Below are 17,838 nucleotides of genomic sequence, written 5' to 3'. Positions count from 1 at the left end.
GGCGTAGAGTGCGCCGCATGAGCGACAACAGCACCGCCGCGGCTGGCGGCGACGGGGGCTCGCCCCGGGACGCGACCGCGGCGCGCGACGCGGCCGTCGTGTTCGGCGACGCCTGGCGCTACGCGCCGGCGCCCGAGGGGCGCGACCACGTGAAGATCGCGCCGCGGTACGAGCTCTTCATCGGCGGCGCGTGGCGCGCTCCGGCCTCGGGCCGCTACCTCGACAGCATCAGCCCGTCGACCGAGGAGAAGCTCTGCGAGTTCGCCGAGGCCTCGGAGCAGGACGTCGATCTCGCCGTGCAGGCGGCGCGGACCGCGTACGAGAAGCACTGGTCGCGCATGCGCCCGCTCGATCGCGGCAAGTACCTCTACCGCGTCGCCCGGGCCCTCCAGGAGAAGGCGCGCGAGCTCGCCGTCGCCGAGTCGCTCGACGGGGGCAAGCCCATCAAGGAGTCCCGCGACGTCGATCTCCCGCTCGCGGCCGCGCACTTCTTCTACCACGCGGGCTGGGCGGACAAGCTCGAGCACGCCTTCCCGGGTCGCGACCCCCGGCCGCTCGGCGTCGCGGGCCAGGTGATCCCGTGGAACTTCCCGCTGCTCATGGCGGCGTGGAAGCTCGCCCCGGCGCTCGCGGCGGGCAACACGTGCGTCCTCAAGCCCGCCGAGACGACGCCGCTCACCGCGCTGCTCCTCGCGAAGATCATCGAGGAGGCCGATCTCCCGCCCGGCGTCGTCAACGTGGTCACGGGCGCCGGCGCGACCGGCGCCGCGGTCGTCGGCCACCCTGGGGTCGACAAGGTCGCGTTCACCGGGTCGACCGAGGTCGGCAAGCGCATCCAGCGCGCGCTCGCCGGCACCGGGAAGCGGCTCACCCTCGAGCTCGGCGGCAAGGCCGCGAACATCGTGTTCGAGGACGCGCCGCTCGATCAGGCCGTCGAGGGGATCATCGGCGGCATCTTCTTCAACCAGGGCCACGTCTGCTGCGCGGGCTCGCGCCTCCTGGTCGAGGAGAGCGTCCACGACGCGCTCCTCTTCAAGCTGCGCGAGCGCATGGGGACCCTGCGCGTCGGCGATCCGCTCGACAAGAACACGGACGTGGGCGCCATCAACTCGCGGGCGCAGCTCGCGAAGATCGAGGAGCTCGTGGCGGCGGGGGAGCGCGAGGGGGCCGCGCGCTTCTCGGTGAGCTGCGCGCTCCCGCAGCGGGGCTACTGGTTCGCGCCGACGCTCTTCACGGGCGTCGCGCAGTCGCACCGGATCGCGCGCGAGGAGATCTTCGGCCCGGTGCTCTCGATCTTGACCTTCCGCACGCCCGAGGAGGCGATCGAGAAGGCGAACAACACGATGTACGGGCTGTCGGCGGGCGTCTGGACCGGCAAGGGCTCGAAGAGCTTCTGGGTCGCGCAGCGACTCCGCGCCGGCGTCGTCTGGGCGAACACCTTCAACAAGTTCGATCCCAGCGCGCCGTTCGGCGGCTACAAGGAGAGCGGCTTCGGCCGCGAGGGCGGGCGCCAGGGGCTGCTCGCCTACCTCGAGGTGGACTGATGGCGCTCGGCGACCAGGACAGCGGCGGCGACGAGGGGTGCACGTCGATCGGGGATTGCGCCGGCGCGGCTGCGCTCGACGCTCCTCCGGGCGAGGCGCGCGCGCGGGTCGGCGTGCGCAAGGCGTACAAGATGTTCGTTGGCGGCGCGTTCGTGCGCTCGGAGTCCGGGAGGTACACGCAGGTGCGCGATCACGGAGGCGCGGGGGCGGTCGAGAACATCCCGCGCGCCTCGCGCAAGGACGGGCGCGACGCCGTGCTCGCGGCGGCCGGCGCGCTCGGCGGCTGGTCCGCGCGCGCCGCGTACAACCGCGGGCAGATCCTCTACCGCCTCGCCGAGATGCTCGAGGCGCGGCGCGCGGAGCTCGCGGCCTCGCTCGAGCGCGGCGGGCAGGGCGCAGGCGCCGCCGAGCGCGAGGTCCTGGCGGTGATCGATCGCGCGGTCGCTTATGCGGGCTGGGCCGACAAGTACCAGAGCCTCTTCGCGAGCCTGAACCCCGTGTCCGGCCCGCACTTCACCTTCACGGTGCCCGAGCCGATGGGGGTCGTCGTCATCGCGGCGCCGCCGCGGCCGGCGCTGCTCGGCCTCGCGGGCGCTCTCCTGCCGGTGATCACCGCCGGCAACACCTGCGTCGTGCTCGCGAGCGAGGCGGATCCGCGCACGGCGCTCGTCTTCGGCGAGGCGCTCGCCACGAGCGATCTCCCGGGCGGCGTCGTCAACGTCCTCACCGGCCAGCTCGCGGAGGTGCTGCCGCACCTCGCCGCGCACATGGACGTCGCCGCGCTCGATCTGCACGGCGTGGACGCGGCGCTGGCGAAGCGCCTCGAGGAGGCGGCCGCGGCCAGCGTCAAGCGGGTGCGCGCCCGATCGCTCGGCGAGGCGGAGTGGTTCGACGACAGGGCGGCGACGTCCCCCCGCTGGATCGAGCGGTTCGTCGAGCTGAAGACGATCTGGCACCCGGCCGGGCCGTGACGCGGGCGGCGCTCAACGACCGGGCGCCGTGACGCGGGCCGCGCTCATCGACGGGGCGCCGTGAACGGCGCCCGGGGCGCTCAACGACCGAGCACCATCCCCGTCTGGAGCGTCCGCCCGGCGACGAGGTCCGCCGCCGCGAGCGGCTTCCGCCCCTCGGCCTGTGCTCGCACGATCTGGATCGCGCCCGCGCCGCAGGCGACGATCACGACGCTGCGGCCGGCCATCACCACGGTCCCCGGCGGCGCGCCGGCCTGGTCGGCCTCGCTCTCGACATGCGCGGCCAGCACCTTCAGCGTCTTGCCGTCGATCGTCGTGAAGGCGCCTGGCCACGAGGTCATCCCTCGGATGTGGTCGTGGATCTGCCGGGCGCTCCGCTCCCACCGGATGCGCCCGTCTTCCTTCTTCAGGAGCGCCGCGTGCGTCGCCGCCTCGTGGTCCTGCGGCGTCGGCGCGAGCTCGCCGTCCACCGCGCGGCGGAGGTCCTCGCGCACGACGCGCGCGGCGAGCGCCCCGAGATCGATCGCGAGCTCGTCGGCGGTCGTGTCCGGGCCGATCGCCGTCCGGCGCACCGCGTAGACGGGCCCCGTGTCCATGCCCTCGTCCATCTGCATCAGCGAGATGCCCGTCTCGGCCTCGCCCCCGACGATCGCCCAGGTGATCGGCGCGGCGCCGCGGTAGCGCGGCAGGATCGACGCGTGCAGGTTCATGCAGCCGCGCCGCGGCGCCTCGAGCACCGCCTTCGGCAGGATGCGCCCGTAGGCGATCACCAGCGCGACGTCCGCTCCGGCGCCCGCGACCCACGCGGCGAACTCGGGCGTGCGGACCTTCTCGGGCTGCACCACGGGCACGCCGAGCTCCAGCGCCTTCACCTTCACCGGCGGCGCCTTCAGCTCGAGCCCGCGGCCGGCCGGCCGATCCGGCTGACAGACGACGCCGACGACGTCCGCGATCGACGCGAGCGCCTCGAGCGACGGCACGGCGATGGCGGGGGTACCGAAGAACAGGGCGCGCACGCCCTGGCTTCTAGCAGGACCTGCGCCCGTCGTGCCGCCTTCTTCGCTCGCGGCGAGCGCTGCCGTGGAGGCTCGGCCTCAGGGCCCGGGCGCTCGGCGCCCGCCGCGCTCTTCGTCCGCCACGGGCGCCGCCGCGCCGCGCGAAGGGAGCGCTGAGCGCGGATCGGCGCAGCAGCGGAAGCCGGTCTCGTAGAACACGAACTTCGGATCGTGCGCGTCGTTCGTCCCGCGGCAGCCCGTCCACGGCTTGGCCCAGAAGCCGCCCATGAGCGCGCCTGGCCACCGGCGGCCGCGGCGCGAGGCGACCCACTCCTCGACGTTGCCCATCATGTCGAAGATGCCGAAGGTCGAGGCGCACCCGGGATGGGAGCCGCTCGGCGCGCCCTGCCAGAGCCGCTCGACCTCGCGCTGCGCCGCCTCGCCGGAGGCGCCGAGCTTCCGCTCGTCGACCGGCCGCCAGGCCTTGCCGCTGTTGCAGACCGCCTTGTCCACGCGCCAGCCGTAGGCGAGGGGACGCCGCTCGGGGCCCTCGCACGCGAGCTCCCACTCCTGCTCGGCGCACACCCGCTTGCCGCGCGCGGCGCACCACGCGGTCGCCGTCTCGAACGATTGCATGACGAGCGGCTTCGCCCCCCGCTGGTTCGGCGCCTCGAACTGGTCCATGCACACAGAGATCTCGGTCGACGGCCCCTCCTCGGCCGTGATGTCCTCCCAGTACGCGAAGCAGTGGGTCGCCTTGCCGCTCTTGACCGGCTCCACGCAGACGTGCTGCACCTCGTCGCGGTGCGTGCCGGTGACGAGCCGCATGTCCGCCGGGCACGCCGGGCTGGGCCCTGGATCGAGCGACGGCGCCGCCGGCAGGCCGAGCATCGCGATCGCGAGCGCACCGAGGCCGAGCAGGGGATCGATCATCGTTCAGCGAGGGCCAGGGTGTCGCTCCGTGCCGGGCGCAGCCTCGGACTCGCCGCGGCGCGCGGCAAGGCCGAGGCGCGCCTCCTCCGCGCGCCGCGTTGACCCGGCCGCCGAGGATCCTGCGCCGCGCCGCGCGCGCCAGGTGGTGACGAGCGTGACGAGCGAGCGCTGCAGGTCGGAGCTGACCGGCAGCGTATCCTCATTCAAAAAAATGGCCAGGGCTGTGGCACGCGGCATGCGCCGTGTCTATGGTGAGTTCCCGTAGCCTCGCGGGCTGTCTTCCACCAAGAGCTGCCAGCAGGGCTCCGCGTTGCACCATCCGCATCCGTCTGGATGCAAGCCAAGATGACCGGGGCGCGCGGTGGCCGCGCGGCCCGGCTGCGTGTTGATGAAGGGGTTTACCTCCCCCGGTCGGGTGCCTAGAGGAGATCGCCATGTCCGAGAAAAAGAACCCGCCGATGCCGCCGCGCTCCGAGGAAGAGGTCGTCTTCGGCGACGAGCTGCCGGTTCTGCCGATCCGCAATGCGGTGCTGTTCCCGGGCGCCGTCGCGCCCTTCGATGTCGGCCGCGAGAAGTCGGTCGCGCTGGTGGAGGATGTCGACAACCTCCCCGGCCCGGTCATCGCGATCTTCGCCCAGCGCGATCCGTCGACCGACGATCCCGGGGCGGAGGACCTGTACCCGATGGGCTGCGCCGCGCGCGTGCTGAAGGCGCTGAAGCACAGCTCGGGCAACTACTCGTTGATCTTGCAGGGCCTCACGCGGATCAGGCTCGATAGCGTCACGGCCCACACGCCGTACCTGCGCGCCAAGATCCGCCGCATGGACGAGCCGGCGACGGAGGACGTCGAGGCGGAGGCGCTGGCGATGAGCCTGCGCGACATCGCGAAGCAGGTCATCCAGCTGATGCCGGAGCTCCCGCGCGAAGCGGGCTCGCTCATCGACTCCATCCAGGCGCCCGGCGCGCTCGCCGATCTCGTCGCGGCGAACCTCGACGCTCCGGTCGAGGAGAAGGCGCAGCTCATCGAGACGATCGACGTGAAGGAGCGCATCCGCAAGGTGCTGCGGCTGCTCACGCGGCAGCTCGAGATCCTGAAGATGCGCGAGCGCATCAACTCCCAGATCAAGGAGGAGATGGGCAAGAACCAGCGCGAGTACGTGCTGCGCCAGCAGCTCAAGGCCATCAAGGAGGAGCTGGGCGAGGACGACGGCGATCAGGGCGATCTCGACGGGCTCGAGGATCGCATCGCGAAGGCGAACCTGCCGACCGAGGCGGAGACCGTCGCGAAGAAGCAGCTGAAGCGGCTGCGCACGATGCAGGTCGGGTCGGCCGAGTACACCGTGGTGCGGACGTACCTCGACTGGATCCTCGACGTGCCCTGGACGCAGTCGACGCAGGACAACCTCGACATCGGCAGCGTCCGCAAGGTGCTCGACGAGGACCACTACGGCCTGGAGAAGGTCAAGAAACGCATCCTCGAGTACCTGGCGGTCCGGAAGCTGAAGCAGGACAAGAAGGGCCCGATCCTCTGCCTGCTCGGGCCTCCCGGCGTCGGCAAGACGTCACTCGGCCGGAGCATCGCGCGCGCCCTCGGCCGCAAGTTCCACCGGGTCTCGCTCGGCGGCGTGCACGACGAGGCGGCGATCCGCGGACACCGGCGCACCTACGTCGGCGCGCTCCCTGGCCAGATCATCCAGGGCATGAAGAAGTCGGGGACGATCAACCCGGTCTTCATGATGGATGAGGTCGACAAGATCGGGCACGACTTCCGCGGCGATCCGTCGGCGGCGCTGCTCGAGGTGCTCGATCCGGAGCAGAACAACACGTTCGCGGATCACTACCTGGAGATCCCGTACGACCTGTCGCACGTGATGTTCGTCGCGACCGCGAACGTGGCGGATCCGATCCCGCCGCCCCTCCGCGACCGCATGGAGATCCTCGAGATCCCCGGCTACACGCGGAAAGAGAAGCTCGCGATCGCGCGGCAGCACCTGCTCCCGAAGCAGCTGTCAGAGCACGGGCTCACGACCGAGCAGCTGGAGGTCACGGACAAGGCGCTGGAGGAGATCATCGATCACTACACGCGCGAGGCCGGCGTCCGGTCGCTCGAGCGGCAGATCGCGGGCGTCATCCGCGGCGTGGCGGTGAAGGTCGCCGAGGGCGACACGCAGAAGCGGCGCGTCGACAACGAGGACGACCTGCATGAGTTCCTCGGCCCGGCGAAGTACACGAGCGAGGTCGCGGAGCGCACCGCCGAGAGCGGCGTCGCGACGGGCCTCGCGTGGACGAGCGTCGGCGGCGAGATCCTCTTCATCGAGGCGACGCGGATGTACGGCACGGGCAAGCTCCAGCTGACCGGCCAGCTCGGCGACGTGATGAAGGAGTCGGCGCAGGCGGCGCTGTCGTTCGTGCGCAGCAACGCGGCGAGGTTCAGCATCGCGAAGGACTTCCTCGAGAAGAGCGATCTGCACATCCACATCCCCGCCGGCGCGATGCCCAAGGACGGGCCGAGCGCGGGCGTGACGATGTTCACGGCGCTCGTCTCGCTCCTCACCGGGATCAAGGTCCGCCACGACGTCGCGATGACGGGCGAGATCACGCTGCGCGGTCGCGTGCTCCCGATCGGCGGCCTGAAGGAGAAGGTGCTGGCGGCGCACCGCGCCGGCATCAAGCGCATCATCGTCCCCGAGCGCAACCGAGCGGATCTCGAGGAGGTCCCGAAGGAGGTCGTGGACGAGCTGCAGTTCTTCTTCGTCAGCCGGATGGAGCAGGTCCTGGAGGCCGCGCTCGAGCGGCTGCCCGAGCCCGCGCCCGCGACCGAGGAGTCGAAGGACGGCGAGAAGAAGGAGATCGAGAAGTCGGAGAAGAGCTCGATCGCCAGCAACTGATGACGGCCGTCGCCAGCGATCGCTGAGCGACCTGTCTCCGAGGCGCCGCGCGGCTTGAACGCGCGGCGCCTTTTTTCGTGCTTTTTTCGTGAAGACGCCCGCGCGGCAGCGACGGACGCCTCCGCCTCTCGGCGAGCTTGGCGCGCTCGCGTTGCAGCGCGTGGAAGCGGCATCGCATCGCCCGCGCAGCGCGCGCCGAGCTGCGCGGCGTGCTCGCGCCTGCGGGCGGCTTTCGCCTCGACGGATGTCAAGCGAATCGGTAGCCTCGAGATCGCATGAGGCCGTGTCCGAACTGCGCGTGGATGCTCAAGGAGACCGACGCTGCCTGCTCGATGTGCGGTACGAGCGTGGCGGGCGCAGCGCCTGGAGCCTCCGTTCCGGTCGCGCCTCCGCCGGTGCAGGCGGGGGCTGGCGCCTATGCTCCGCCTGGCCCGCCGGGCTATCCAGGGCAGCCAGCCGTCTCGGGTTATGGCGGCGCGGCGTCGCCAGGCTACGCGGCGGGGGGCGCGCAGGGCGCCTATCCGCCTCCTCCTCAGGCCTACGGGGTCGGGGGAGGCGGGCTCTCGGTGCCGGCATCGCCGGGCGGAAGCGTCCCCTTCTCGACGGGCGGGGAAGCTCCCTTCCCGGTCTCACCCTGGGCCCGAGCGGCACCTTCTGCGGGGCTCACGTCGCAGCCGGCGTCTCCTCCGATGAACGCGCCGGGCGTCCCGCCGGTCCAGCCGGCGCTCGGGGCACCGGGGCCAGGCATGGTGCCTGGCGCGTCAATGGGTGGGGCGATGGGGCAGCCGCCCGTGGCGCCGGCGCCGGTCTTCGGCGCGCCTCCGCAGATGGTTGCGCCCCCGCCGATGGTCGTGCCGACGGGGGCGCCGGGGCTGGTCGCGCCGCCGATGGTGCAGGGGGGGGCGGTCGCGCCGCCGCCGATGGTGCAGGGGGGCGTGGTCGCGCCGCCGCCGATGGTGCAGGGAGGCGCAGTCGCGCCGCCGCCGATGATGATGCAGGGCGGGGTGCCGATGGCCGCTCAGGCCAGGGCGCCTGCGATCGTCGCGCCGCCGATCGTCCAGGGGGCGGTCTCGGGCGCGGTGCCGCAGGTGTCGGCGCAGCCTGCGCGTGTCCTCGTCGGCTTCATCGTGACGTTCCAGAACGATCCTGGAGGCAGCTTCTGGCCGATATACAGCGGCCGGACGCAGGTGGGGCGCGCCGGGGCGGACGCCGCGACGGAGATCGGGCTCGCGGATGCGAGCGCCTCCTCACGGCACGCGTCGATCCACGCGGATCCGACGACGGGTCAGGTCTTCATCGAGGATGACGGCTCGCGCAACGGCACCTTCGTCAACGAGCAGCGCCTCGGACAGGGCGAGCGCCGGCAGCTGCGCGACAACGACCGGCTGCGCCTCGGGAGCACGACGTTCGTGGTGAAGGTGCTGGTCGCCTGAGCGGAGAGCGAGGCTACTGGCCGCCCGAGCCGCCCGAGCCGCCAGCGCCTCCTCCGCCTCCGGCGGCGGCGCTTGCGCTGCTGCTGGCAGCTGCCTGGCATTTGAGGAAGCCGCTGCTGTCGGTTCTGCACGTGCCGGTCGCGCAGTCGCTGTCCAGAGCACAGGACTGGCTTTCCTCACACCGCTTCGTGCAGAGCGTGCCCCCGCAATCGATGTCGGTCTCCAAGCCGTCCTTCTCGCCGTCGAAGCAGAGCGGCGCCGGAGCTGGGATACGGCAGTTGAAGTATTCGACCACGACAGGCGGTTGCTCCACCCGCGTTTTTCCCTTCTCGAACTCCACTATCGAGTTGCTCTGCGGATAGTGAACGTTGAGCTTGACGGAGCCTGCGTAGTTGCCTGTCATCGTGGGGTCGGCATCAGGCGGGGGCTGGTTGCCCGCGTTCGCCTCGAGCTCGGCCCGAGGCTGCAGCTGGTCTTGTCCTTCAGTCGCGCACTCCTGGATGTCGACACGATTGAAGTGGTGCGATGACCCGTCCGTGCAGCTCACGTCGAGGGTGCTCCTGCCCTCCGGAGTCGTGAGGGTTATCGTCTTGCCGATCTTGATAGTGCTATCGGTGCCGGCGTCCGCGCACTCCGCCACGCCACCATCTATCTCGTCCGCGGTGCAGGGCACTTGGACGGTCACCGAGTAGCTGAACTCTCCTGAGAACGTGACAGAGCCGCACTCCGCTGCTGTCCGATCGAGGCGCTTGAAGGCCATGGTCTTCGGGGGGAATGCTGCGATATCGAGAGGGGGATCGAAGACGATCTGGCCACCTTCATCGAGGAAGCAGACATCAAGCTTGTCGCGGCTCGCAAAGGCGCCGCTTGGTCCGTTTCCTGCGCCCGGCGTCCAGCACCCAGCCGCGGTTTCAGATTGGAACGCGTGGTAGCAGCTGTCGGGATCGTTGAGGAACGCGCAGATGTTCTCGAACTCCTCGCTGCAGCCGGGCACGGAGACGGCTGCGGTCACGGCGAGGATCGGAGCGACGGCGGCGGCGAGCAAGACGTAACGGCGCATGGGCGCAGTCTACGCGTTCTCCCCGAGCGTGGGCCAGCTTCGCAGAGGTCTGTCGACGGCGCGCCGGCGGCGTGCGCCTCCGCCCCGCGCGCCGCCAGCTCCCCTCACAGCTCGGCGTAAGGCCCGGGGACGACGTACGCGTCGTCGTTGGCCGCGTACGTGAAGACGCCCCAGCAGACGAGCTTGTACTTGATGGCGAACGCCATCGCCTCCCTCAGGTTCGCCTTCGGCGCGAGCACGGCGAGGTTCGAGCGACGGACGCCCCACCAGCCCGGCCCGTGCTGCAGCACCGCGTCGTGGAGATCCTGCGTCGCGTGCTTGGAGTCCTCGAGCACCGCAAGGCGCAGCCGGACGAACGACTTGTCGCGCGCGGGGAAGTCGAACCAGTACAGGTTCGACCTCGCCAGCTTCGGGGTGATGCTCCCGGCGCCCTGCGCCGCGAGGAAGCGGCTGAGATCCTCGGGCGAGAGCTTCTGTGTGACCGGGTGCGTGTCGACGCCGCTGCAGGTTTCGGGGCCGATCTTGAACTCGCCCAGCGCGAGCGGCGCCTCGGGGCCGTTCTCGGGAGTCAAGAGGTACCGATCGATCGCGGGCAGATCGTCCGGGTACTCCACGCCGGCGTCGATGCCGCTGCACGCCGGGGCCCCCAGCGCAAGCGCGAAGGCTGCCGCGAGCTCGGGGCGTCGGGGCGCGCGGCGGCCAGGCGCCGGACGCTCGTGGCCCTGGCTCGTGCTGGTGGAGGGGGGGCTCGGCGCGCTCGCCGCCGGTGCTCCGGCGGGCTCGCCCTTGCGACTCGGTTTGCTTTCGTTGGACATGTCTCTCTCGCGGCACGGGGTACCGCCTCGATCGGCGGGCGCAGCGCTGCCCGGGCCGGGCAATCATTCAATGCCGGGCACCCCGAGGGCAAACTCCTCGGCGAACATTTGGCTGGCGCGCCCTCGCTGGCCTAGAGTTCCCCCCGATGAGGCACCTCGGAATGCCGATGTTCGCGCACGTCCCCGCCTTCCGCGCCCGCCGTCCGCTCGCCGCCGGAGCGGGGCGCGCGGGCGTGGCCTGCGCCGCCGTGGCCGCGATCGCGCTGCTCGCCGGCTGCGGCGGCTCCCCGACCGCCCCCAAGCAGGACGACGTCTTCTACCTCCACGGCGCGGCCGGCTCCCTGAGCAAGGACTCGAGCTTCGAGGTGTACTTCCCGCCGCTCGACGCGCCGGCGACGGACCGGGTGCCGCGCAGGATCGGCGTGGGCCTCATGAACGGCGACGTCCGCATGAGCCGCCCGATGGACTGGAACGTCGGCGGCGCCGACTACACCCCCGAGCGCCGCTTCATCACGTACCAGTCCCCGCGGCAGTTCCTGTTCTCGATCTACGAGCGCATCGACAGCCCCGAGGATCCGTGGCCCGACGTGCTCAAGCGCTACGAGGCGGATCTCGAGGAGCAGGGCGCGGAGATCCTCTCCGGCCGCGCGCCCGTGGCCACGGCGAACACGCAGGGGCGCAGCTACCTCGTCAAGGCGAAGATCCCGTCGAAGCCCATCTCGGATGCCTTCGCCCACGAGATCCTGCTCCGGAGCCCCCGCCGCATCCTGCTCGTGCAGATCGTGCACCACGAGAACGTCGACGCGAACGCCGACGAGATCTCGGCCGCGCTGCAGAGCCTCACCGTTTACTGAGCGCAGGGCGAGTCCACGGCGCGAGCGCCGCCGCGCCTCCCGGCGGCCCGCGGCCTGGGTCACATCGGCGGGGGCTCGCCGCGATCGTCGTCGTCCTCGTCGTCGCCGCCCGCGAGGTGCTTGTCGTCGAGGGGGATCGTGATCACGAGCCGCTCCGCCGCAGAGCCGCCGATCCACGCGGTGCGCTTGAGCGTCGCGGCGCGCGGCGAGCCGAGCTGGAACCGCGGCGCCTCCTCCGTGTCCACGTGGATCTCGAGCATCACGTCGTGGATTCCCGGCGTGAACGTCTCGATGACGCCGCGGACCAGATCTTGCCGCCGACCCCCGGGCAAGAAGGAGAGGTACTCGTCGTAGCCCACCGGGCCGAGCACGACCTTGTAGCGGCCGGAGCCGTCGAACACGTAGCGCCCCAGGGTCAGGCTCTCGCCCAGCTGATGGTTCATCACGCCGAGCTTGTTCCTGAACGGCTTCTCGATCTTCGTCCAGTGACCGACGAACTGCTCGATCTTCACGTCGATGTTGCCGAGCATCTCGGACAGCACAGTCTCCAGGTTCCTCGCCGAGCGCGACTTCGAGGCGAGGACCGACGCGTAGCGGAGGAAGAAGAAGCGATCGAGCGGCGTCTCGTAGCCGCGGAAGCCGTCGACGCCGACCGCGCAGAGCATCCGGCGCGAGAAGGGATCGGCGCCCTGCTTGCGGTACGTGACGGGCAGGCGGTACTTCGTCCACGCGCGGTAGAGCAGCGACAGGAGCCGGTGGTGGAAGACGTCGAGGAGCTCGCGGATCGGCTGCGGGCCGCCCTGGTAGTCGGCCTGCGCGATCTGCTCGATGAAGTACGCCGGCAGCGGCGACACCGAGCCGTACAGGGCGAGGAACGTGGTCGAGACGCGGGCGCGCTCCACGCCGTCAGCGGCCTTGACCGGCGCGAGCTCGCTCACGTCGCTCGAGGCGAAGATGAGCGAGGGGTCGCCGCGCAGCCGGATGCGCTCGTCCTGCACCGGCCCGAGCTGGCCCACCGGCGGCGCGGCAGGGAAGAGCCGCTCGAGCAGGTAGATGAGGCGGTAGTACGAGAAGCGTGGCGCGGTATCCGCGAAGCGCCGGAGCGTCTCCAGCGCGACGGGGTCGGCGCTCGCGGCGCCTCTCGGCGCAGCCGGCTTCAGATCAGCGTCAGGCTGCCGCTCTTCGGGTCCCATTTGTGCACCACGCGTGTATTCGTGCCGGTGACCGTCAGCTGCGTGAACGAGTTCAGCGAGACGTAGGACCCGAGCATCTCGTTCAGGATGCTCGCGAACAGGTACATCTCCCCCTCGCCGACGAACCCGCCCTCGTCGAGCTCGATGTCGACCGCGACGCCGCGCACCGGCGCCCCTCGGTACAGCCGATCCGTCGGCCGCACCCGGATCGCCTTGATCGCGGCCAGGCGGAGCTGGTTCGCGCGCGCCGCCTGACGATCGACGATCGCCTGGAAATTGTAGAGATCGACCGTCGCCCGGAGCACCTCGAGCTCGGTGATCGAGCGGTAGCTCATCGCCATGTGGGCCAGCACGCGCCACTGCAGCTCGCGCCCGAGCGGCGGCGGGAGCGGCGCTGTGACGCCGGTGAGGTTGGTGAAGCTCGCCACGGCGGGTGAGGTCGCCGTCGGCACCCTGAGGTCGCCGAGCTTCAGCTGCGCCGGCAGGCGGCGGTTCGTGCTCGTCGCCTCGATGCTGATCACGTCGAACTCGGGGAGGGCCCCCGCGTCCTGCGGGGAGCCGAAAGAGAGGTACATGTCGATGCCGTCGCCGATGGCGGCCGGGCGGAGGTGCGCCTGGTAGAAGATCGTCCGCGCGGCGGCCTCGGGATCGAGCTCGTGCTGGAAGCTGAAGAACGAGGGGATCTCGACGCGCTGGCTCGTGCGCCGGGCGATGCCGACGACCTTGTCGATGCTGTGGATCTCGAAGGCCGCGGGCGCCGCGCCCGCCGGGCGGCAGAGGTACTCGTGCTTCGTGGCCTCGGGCTTGATCGGATCGCTCGTGTGCTCGAACAGGTTCACGACCGGCGAGCAGAACAGCCGGATGTTCTCCTTGCCGATCCGCGTCCCCGGCGGGAGCCCGTCCCTGAACTGCAGCAGGATCGCGAACCGGTCGGAGATCCGCTCCGCCGAGAGCGCCTGGAGGCCGGTCACCTCGAAGAACGCGAACTTCTGCGGGAGCGTGAAGAACTCCTGCAGGAGCCGGAATCCCGGGTAGACCGTCTTCGGGTACGGGATCAGCGACTCTTCATCGGAGAAGCCGGTGAGCCGCACGGCGCGCGCCGGGAGCGACGCGATCGTCGTGTCGCGCCCCGCGGCGTCCACCGCGGCGAGCGCGACGGTGTCGACGTGCGCCCCGACCCAGAGGCGGAGGTCGTCCTGCAACCTGCGCTCGCCGTGGATGTAGAAGCGCAGCGAGGAGAGCGACAGGCCCGACAGCGCGGCGCCGCCGGTCAGGCGGAGCTCGATGCGGAGCGTCTGCGCGAGCTGCGCGCCCGTGTCGACGCGCACGTCCTCCACCGCGAGCGGGACGAGCTCGACGTCCTGGGTCGTGCGGAACCGGCACGAGACGCCGTCGACCGGCACCGACCCGACCTCTGCGTGCCGAGCGACGACGAGCTTCTCGCGCACCACGTTCGGGAGCGGCGTGAACTCGATGATCGAGGTCGCCGGTATCTGGCGGAGGTAGTGCGGAAAGAGCAGCGACGCGACCGAGTGGATCACCTCGGGGAGCTCGTCGTCGAGCTTCTGGCGGATCTTGCCGGTCAGGAACGCGACGCCCTCGAGCAGGCGCTCGACGTCGGGGTCCCCGCCTTTCTCCGCGAGCATGGGCGCGATCCCGGGGTAGGCGGCGGCGAACTCGCGCCCCAGATCCCTCAGGTAGGTGAGCTCGTCCTGGTAGTACTTGTTGAACATCCTCTCGCCACCGCCAGTCGACCGCCGGGGCCGAAGGCTGTCAACCGCCGTGAGCCAGGCCGCCGGGCGGGGGCTACGTCATCCGGACGTTGCCGCTCTGGTCCACTGCAGCGCCGAGCCGGAGCGCCTGCCGCCGGCCATCGGGAAAGTGGATCTGCGCGGTGATCTCGAACTCGAGGACCATCGACTGGATGGTGTCGGTGCGCAGGTGCCGGACCTGCACGTTCTTCAGCCGCGGCTCGTAGGTCTGGATGCAGTTCTTGAGCGAGCGCTGCACCAGGCCGATCGCCTCGGGGAACTCATGCAGGACCTCCGAGACCTCCATGAGGCCGTAGTCCGGGCAGGTCAGCGAGCTCCCCTGGCGGGTGTTCAGCATGTGCCCGAGGTGCGTCAGGATGGCCGACTCGAGGTCGTGATCCCGGTAGGTGTGCCGCTCCGTCGAGTGCGGGTCGGCCGCGTGCGCGATTCGGGTGAGGAGGGAGGCGCCGGCCACGGCGGGATCGTAGCTCAGCTCGCGCCTCGAGCGGAAGGCCGCCCGCTCAGCGCGGGGTGAGCCAGTCGTCTTCCGCGGAGACGCCCCCGTCGTTCCAGGTCCAGACGACCTTCTGGTACGTGAACGCGACCTCCTCCTGCTCGGGCAGGCGCGATTGCCCCGGGTTCCTCACGTTGAGCATGTGGAACTGGATGCTCGAGATGTTCGCGTTCGTGAGCTGGACCGTGAAGACAGGCCTCTCGACGCCGATCGCGATCGACCTGTAGAACTGGAGCTCCCAGCGGGGGATGCTCTCGTTGTGGCTGAGGATGCTGAGGAGGAGCGGCGTGGACCGATCGAGGTCCTTCGTGACGATAAAGGGCTTGTGCATCCGCTTGCCCGTCGGGCGCCCGGTGACCGGGTCGCGCGGCCCCACCAGCGAGTGGAACACCTCGGTGACGAGGATGCTACCTTCTCGCCCCTTCTGGGTGACGGAGCCCCTGATTTCCCCTTGTCTTTCGCCGACGAGTCTGAGGTAGGCGCTGAGGGGCATGCCAACATTCTGAGCTTGCTGCGCGTGATGGCCATGCCTGATTTTGAGGAACCCCTGGAGCGGGGCGCAGCTTCGTGCGCTACGGGTTCATCCGCGTCGTTCGGCTCGCTGCGGCGTACTTTCGTACGCCTCACTCGCCTGCCTAGCGGCTGAGCCCATAGCGCACGAAGCTGCGCCCCGCTCTGATGCCCCAACGTCAGGACGACAAACGCAACCGGGCGACCCGAAGGTCGCCCGGTGCGACGAGACCTCAGCAGCTAGGTACTACCCCTGCGGCGTCTCCCAGTCATCGTCCGCCTGACGCGCGCCGTCGCCGTCATCGAACGACCACTCGATCTTCTGGTACGTGAAGGAGACCCGCTCGTACTCCGGCCGATCCTTGGCGCCGTCCCCGCCGCGCGTGTTGTCCATGTGGAAGTCGATGCTCGCGACCGTCGCGTTCGTGAGCTTGACCGTGTAGTGGTTCTGCTCCTTGCCGACGTTCTTCGACGCCGCGGTGCCCGGCGTGTAGAACTTGAGCGTCCACTCCGAGATGCTCTCGTTGTTGACCAAGGCGTTGTAAAGAAGGGGGGTTGCCTTGTCGAGCTCCTTCGTGATCACGAAGGGCTTGTGCTGGCGCTTCCCGCTGGGCAGCCCGGTCGCCGGGTCACGCGGGCTCACGACCTGATGCTGGACAGCGATGACAGCGATGGTCTTCTCGCGACCCTTCTGGGTGACCGAGCCATCGATGGGGCCCTGGGTAATGCCCTTCAACTGGAGATGAGCTTGCAACGCCATGATCAGATGCCTCTTCCTTCAAGGTCTCGCCGCCTGGGCTCAGTCTACGCCCCATTGCGCGCTGGCAGACGGTCCGCCCCATCGGGACTAGGAGTTTAGAGACGCAGAGGTAAGACTCTTATCGTATCTCTACCCCTGTTCGTCTCAGGGAGTCCAGAAGGTAACTCCCTCTTTGGGAGCGTCAAGACTTTTGTGTCCGGGAACGGTGCGGGTTTCTTGGCATTCGGTTCGCTTTTGGTTGGGGTTTGGTTCGCGTTTGGTTCCTGACGGCGCGCAATATTCCGTCGCGAAGCCATCGCTTCCATAAGAGGACGCGGGCGTGTCCATCGCGTTGCGGGCGTGTGGGGAACGTGACGACGCGCGGGGCGGCGGCGTGATCTGGCATGCGCGCGACCGCCGACCGGAGAGAACGAGGCGGGCTGGCCGGCCAGAGCCGTTGGCCGGCCAGAGCCGTTGGCCGGCCAGAGCCGTTGGCCGGCCAGGGCGTTAGGTCGCGAACTCGCCTTGGCGACGCCTTGCATGATACGAAGAGCGCGTGAGCATCGTTCGCTTCGGCTCCGTCGTCGGCCTGGGGCTCGCCGCCGCCCTCGCGGGCTGCGGATCGTACCCAGAGCAGCCACACGGCGAGCTCCAGACACGCAAGCAGAATCCGATCCCAGTGTGCACGACCCAGCTGCCGCCTGCGAAGCGCGGGGCGGGCGGCAAGGCGGCCGTGCGCACCCTCGACCCAGACCAGTGGCTGAGCGTCGTCATTCCCGGCTACAGCGAGGAACGCGGGATCGGGCCGACCGACGTCGACTGTACCGGCCACTACGTGTTCGCCAACGAGACCCTGCGCGGCGGCATCTCCAAGTCCGGCTGGCCGCGCAAGATCGACCCCGACGAGGTCGAGATCCGCTCCGGGCCGGAGGGGCTTCGCGCCGTGTGGGTGCGCGTCCTCAAGTTCGAGAACGGCGACGAGGGCGGCCTCGTCGCGCTCGTGCGAGCGGCCGGCGATCGCGCTGACGTCTACGGGGTCGGCAGCTTCCGCGCGCCCGCGAAGGGGACCAAGCTGTCCCCGGTGCGCCTCGGCAACGACAACCTCGTCGTGGCCGAGACGAAGGACTGCCCTGATCCCGACGACTGCCGACAACGAGCGCACTTCTACCTTGCGCGAAGGGGGCGGCTGATCGAGGCGGCGTCCGTCGACCTGGAGCGGACGGCGGTGGTGCCCTCCGTCACCGAGCGCGGGCTCTACGCCCGCTACGTGCTGCGCACCGACGTCTCCTACAAACCGAACGGCATTCAGCTGCTCGAGCAGGTGCGGGTGAAGATCGTGAAGCACGACGACGGCAACCGCGACAGCGACCGCGAGCTCCGCCGCGTCGAGTTCCAGCGATTCCTCCGGGTGGACCGGGATACGCTCTTCTCGTCGAACGATCCGCTCTGGGAGCGCGTCGTCGGACAGGACTAGAACAGCAGCCGAGGCCGGGGGGAGGGGGAGCGCGGGGGGCAGGCGGGGGCCGCCGGACCCGCAGGACGCGCGTCTCCCCGCGCATGGCGCGGACGAGGCGCGCGTGATCTGCTCGAACCTCGGCCTGCCCCCCGCGCTCCCCCCACGACCCCTGGCCGGGTCAG

General features: G+C 70.3%; 15 protein-coding genes. 6 read left to right on the top strand and 9 right to left on the bottom strand.

From position 1 onward, the window contains the following. Positions 1–17 precede the first annotated feature (17 nt). Both WMF12_RS26350 and WMF12_RS26345 read left to right on the top strand, forming a co-directional pair. Complete coding sequence (locus WMF12_RS26350) at positions 18–1,544, top strand: aldehyde dehydrogenase family protein (RefSeq protein WP_437849984.1); 1,527 nt, start codon at positions 18–20, stop codon at positions 1,542–1,544. Positions 1,545–1,675: 131 nt separating this feature from the next. Then, complete coding sequence (locus WMF12_RS26345; RefSeq protein WP_437873896.1) at positions 1,676–2,515, top strand: aldehyde dehydrogenase family protein; 840 nt, start codon at positions 1,676–1,678, stop codon at positions 2,513–2,515. A gap of 80 nt (positions 2,516–2,595) precedes the next feature. Here WMF12_RS26345 and fmt read toward each other — a convergent pair whose 3' ends face one another. After that, positions 2,596–3,531 carry a methionyl-tRNA formyltransferase gene (fmt, locus tag WMF12_RS26340; protein ID WP_437739424.1) on the bottom strand — a complete coding sequence of 312 codons (936 nt, stop codon included), beginning with the start codon at positions 3,529–3,531 and terminating at the stop codon, positions 2,596–2,598. Positions 3,532–3,609: 78 nt separating this feature from the next. Beyond that, positions 3,610–4,443 carry a formylglycine-generating enzyme family protein gene (locus tag WMF12_RS26335; RefSeq protein WP_437849983.1) on the bottom strand — a complete coding sequence of 278 codons (834 nt, stop codon included), beginning with the start codon at positions 4,441–4,443 and terminating at the stop codon, positions 3,610–3,612. Between the two features lie 434 nt (positions 4,444–4,877). Between WMF12_RS26335 and lon the strand changes: the two genes are divergently transcribed. After that, the gene (gene lon, locus WMF12_RS26330; protein ID WP_437739422.1) at positions 4,878–7,331 is read left to right on the top strand and encodes an endopeptidase La; all 2,454 of its coding nucleotides are present in this window, start codon (positions 4,878–4,880) and stop codon (positions 7,329–7,331) included. A gap of 275 nt (positions 7,332–7,606) precedes the next feature. Next, positions 7,607–8,764, top strand: coding sequence for an FHA domain-containing protein (locus WMF12_RS26325; protein ID WP_437849982.1), 1,158 nt, complete (start codon positions 7,607–7,609; stop codon positions 8,762–8,764). 13 nt (positions 8,765–8,777) lie between these two features. Here the strand turns inward: WMF12_RS26325 and WMF12_RS26320 are convergent, their stop codons facing one another. Next, entirely contained in the window at positions 8,778–9,824 is a 1,047-nt protein-coding gene (locus tag WMF12_RS26320; protein ID WP_437849981.1) for a hypothetical protein, read from the bottom strand. A 104-nt stretch (positions 9,825–9,928) separates the two neighbouring features. Continuing rightward, positions 9,929–10,639, bottom strand: coding sequence for a hypothetical protein (locus WMF12_RS26315; protein WP_437849980.1), 711 nt, complete (start codon positions 10,637–10,639; stop codon positions 9,929–9,931). 146 nt (positions 10,640–10,785) lie between these two features. Here WMF12_RS26315 and WMF12_RS26310 point away from each other — a divergent pair, with 146 nt between their 5' ends. After that, on the top strand, positions 10,786–11,493 hold the full coding sequence (locus tag WMF12_RS26310; protein ID WP_437849979.1) for a hypothetical protein: 708 nt from the start codon (positions 10,786–10,788) through the stop codon (positions 11,491–11,493). 59 nt (positions 11,494–11,552) lie between these two features. Here WMF12_RS26310 and tssG read toward each other — a convergent pair whose 3' ends face one another. The 5 genes from tssG to WMF12_RS26285 all read right to left on the bottom strand — a co-directional run bounded on the left by tssG (position 11,553) and on the right by WMF12_RS26285 (position 16,221). Further along, positions 11,553–12,686: a type VI secretion system baseplate subunit TssG gene (gene tssG / locus WMF12_RS26305; protein WP_437739418.1), complete on the bottom strand. Its 1,134-nt coding sequence runs from the start codon at positions 12,684–12,686 to the stop codon at positions 11,553–11,555. After that, positions 12,650–14,419 (bottom strand): type VI secretion system baseplate subunit TssF, encoded by a 1,770-nt coding sequence (tssF, locus tag WMF12_RS26300; RefSeq protein WP_437541438.1) that lies wholly within the window; start codon positions 14,417–14,419, stop codon positions 12,650–12,652. Before tssF ends, tssG begins: the two co-directional genes overlap by 37 nt. Before the next feature lie 73 nt (positions 14,420–14,492). After that, positions 14,493–14,912 (bottom strand): type VI secretion system baseplate subunit TssE, encoded by a 420-nt coding sequence (gene tssE / locus WMF12_RS26295; RefSeq protein WP_437739417.1) that lies wholly within the window; start codon positions 14,910–14,912, stop codon positions 14,493–14,495. A gap of 46 nt (positions 14,913–14,958) precedes the next feature. Further along, the gene (gene tssD / locus WMF12_RS26290; RefSeq protein WP_437739416.1) at positions 14,959–15,444 is read right to left on the bottom strand and encodes a type VI secretion system tube protein TssD; all 486 of its coding nucleotides are present in this window, start codon (positions 15,442–15,444) and stop codon (positions 14,959–14,961) included. A gap of 264 nt (positions 15,445–15,708) precedes the next feature. Next, positions 15,709–16,221, bottom strand: a complete 513-nt coding sequence (locus WMF12_RS26285; RefSeq protein WP_012237626.1) for an Hcp family type VI secretion system effector — start codon at positions 16,219–16,221, stop codon at positions 15,709–15,711. 535 nt (positions 16,222–16,756) lie between these two features. On the opposite strand from WMF12_RS26285, the gene WMF12_RS26280 reads away from it, so the two are divergent. Further along, positions 16,757–17,674 carry a hypothetical protein gene (locus WMF12_RS26280; RefSeq protein WP_437849978.1) on the top strand — a complete coding sequence of 306 codons (918 nt, stop codon included), beginning with the start codon at positions 16,757–16,759 and terminating at the stop codon, positions 17,672–17,674. The last annotated feature ends 164 nt before the right edge of the window (positions 17,675–17,838 follow it).

It is taken from the genome of Sorangium sp. So ce363, from assembly GCF_051520435.1.
Lineage (GTDB): Bacteria > Myxococcota_A > Polyangia > Polyangiales > Polyangiaceae > Sorangium > Sorangium cellulosum_B.
This window is presented reverse-complemented; position numbering and strand designations above follow the sequence as displayed.

Coding starts and splice junctions, on each gene's coding strand:
- WMF12_RS26350 (WP_437849984.1), top strand. CDS start 18: ATGAGCGACAACAGCACCGCCGCGGCTGGCGGCGACGGGGGCTCGCCC.
- WMF12_RS26345 (WP_437873896.1), top strand. CDS start 1,676: ATGTTCGTTGGCGGCGCGTTCGTGCGCTCGGAGTCCGGGAGGTACACG.
- WMF12_RS26335 (WP_437849983.1), bottom strand. CDS start 4,443: ATGATCGATCCCCTGCTCGGCCTCGGTGCGCTCGCGATCGCGATGCTC.
- lon (WP_437739422.1), top strand. CDS start 4,878: ATGTCCGAGAAAAAGAACCCGCCGATGCCGCCGCGCTCCGAGGAAGAG.
- WMF12_RS26325 (WP_437849982.1), top strand. CDS start 7,607: ATGAGGCCGTGTCCGAACTGCGCGTGGATGCTCAAGGAGACCGACGCT.
- WMF12_RS26320 (WP_437849981.1), bottom strand. CDS start 9,824: ATGCGCCGTTACGTCTTGCTCGCCGCCGCCGTCGCTCCGATCCTCGCC.
- WMF12_RS26315 (WP_437849980.1), bottom strand. CDS start 10,639: ATGTCCAACGAAAGCAAACCGAGTCGCAAGGGCGAGCCCGCCGGAGCA.
- WMF12_RS26310 (WP_437849979.1), top strand. CDS start 10,786: ATGAGGCACCTCGGAATGCCGATGTTCGCGCACGTCCCCGCCTTCCGC.
- tssG (WP_437739418.1), bottom strand. CDS start 12,686: ATGGGACCCGAAGAGCGGCAGCCTGACGCTGATCTGAAGCCGGCTGCG.
- tssF (WP_437541438.1), bottom strand. CDS start 14,419: ATGTTCAACAAGTACTACCAGGACGAGCTCACCTACCTGAGGGATCTG.
- tssD (WP_437739416.1), bottom strand. CDS start 15,444: ATGCCCCTCAGCGCCTACCTCAGACTCGTCGGCGAAAGACAAGGGGAA.
- WMF12_RS26285 (WP_012237626.1), bottom strand. CDS start 16,221: ATGGCGTTGCAAGCTCATCTCCAGTTGAAGGGCATTACCCAGGGCCCC.